Genomic DNA, 572 nt, shown 5'->3' on the forward strand with positions numbered 1-572 from the left:
TGATGATGGCAAATATCAGATTACTGTACGTTGCGACTGTGACAGTCTGATGCTTCGTGTGTCACGGATAGAAATGAAGTCTGTTGTCATGAAGATACCCAACCGTTCAGGAGAATGCAATATTGAGACAGATGCAAAAACAATTGAGTTGCGAGAAGTTACAGTAAAGGCGAAGAAAATGTATTCACGAGGCGATACCATTAATTATAACGTAGCTTCTTTCCTTTCTTCATCTGACCAAACCATCGCAGATGTCCTGAAGAAAATGCCTGGCATTACCGTTTCAAAGAATGGACAGATTTCTTATCAGGGTAAACCCATCAAGAATTTCTACATAGAAGGACTTGACCTTATGAAAGGTCATTACGGCATCGCCACAAACAGCATAGATCCAAAGAATGTGGGGTCAGTACAAGTGTTAGAGAGCCATCAAGACATAAAAGCTTTAAAAGGGCTGCAACCAGAGGAGCAAGCCTCTATTAATATACGGCTGAAAGAGGGTGTGAAGGGAGTGCTCAACCTGATTGCAACGCTCGGAGGAGGATATGGCAATGAGACACTATGGAACAATG

The 572-nt window shown here is 42.3% G+C and carries 1 pseudogene; it reads left to right on the forward strand.

The window, feature by feature from the left end:
- Window positions 1–572 (forward strand): annotated as a pseudogene (locus HMPREF9144_RS12595) (TonB-dependent receptor plug domain-containing protein); the annotation flags it as partial.

The sequence above is a fragment of the Prevotella pallens ATCC 700821 genome (genome assembly GCF_000220255.1).
Lineage (GTDB): Bacteria > Bacteroidota > Bacteroidia > Bacteroidales > Bacteroidaceae > Prevotella > Prevotella pallens.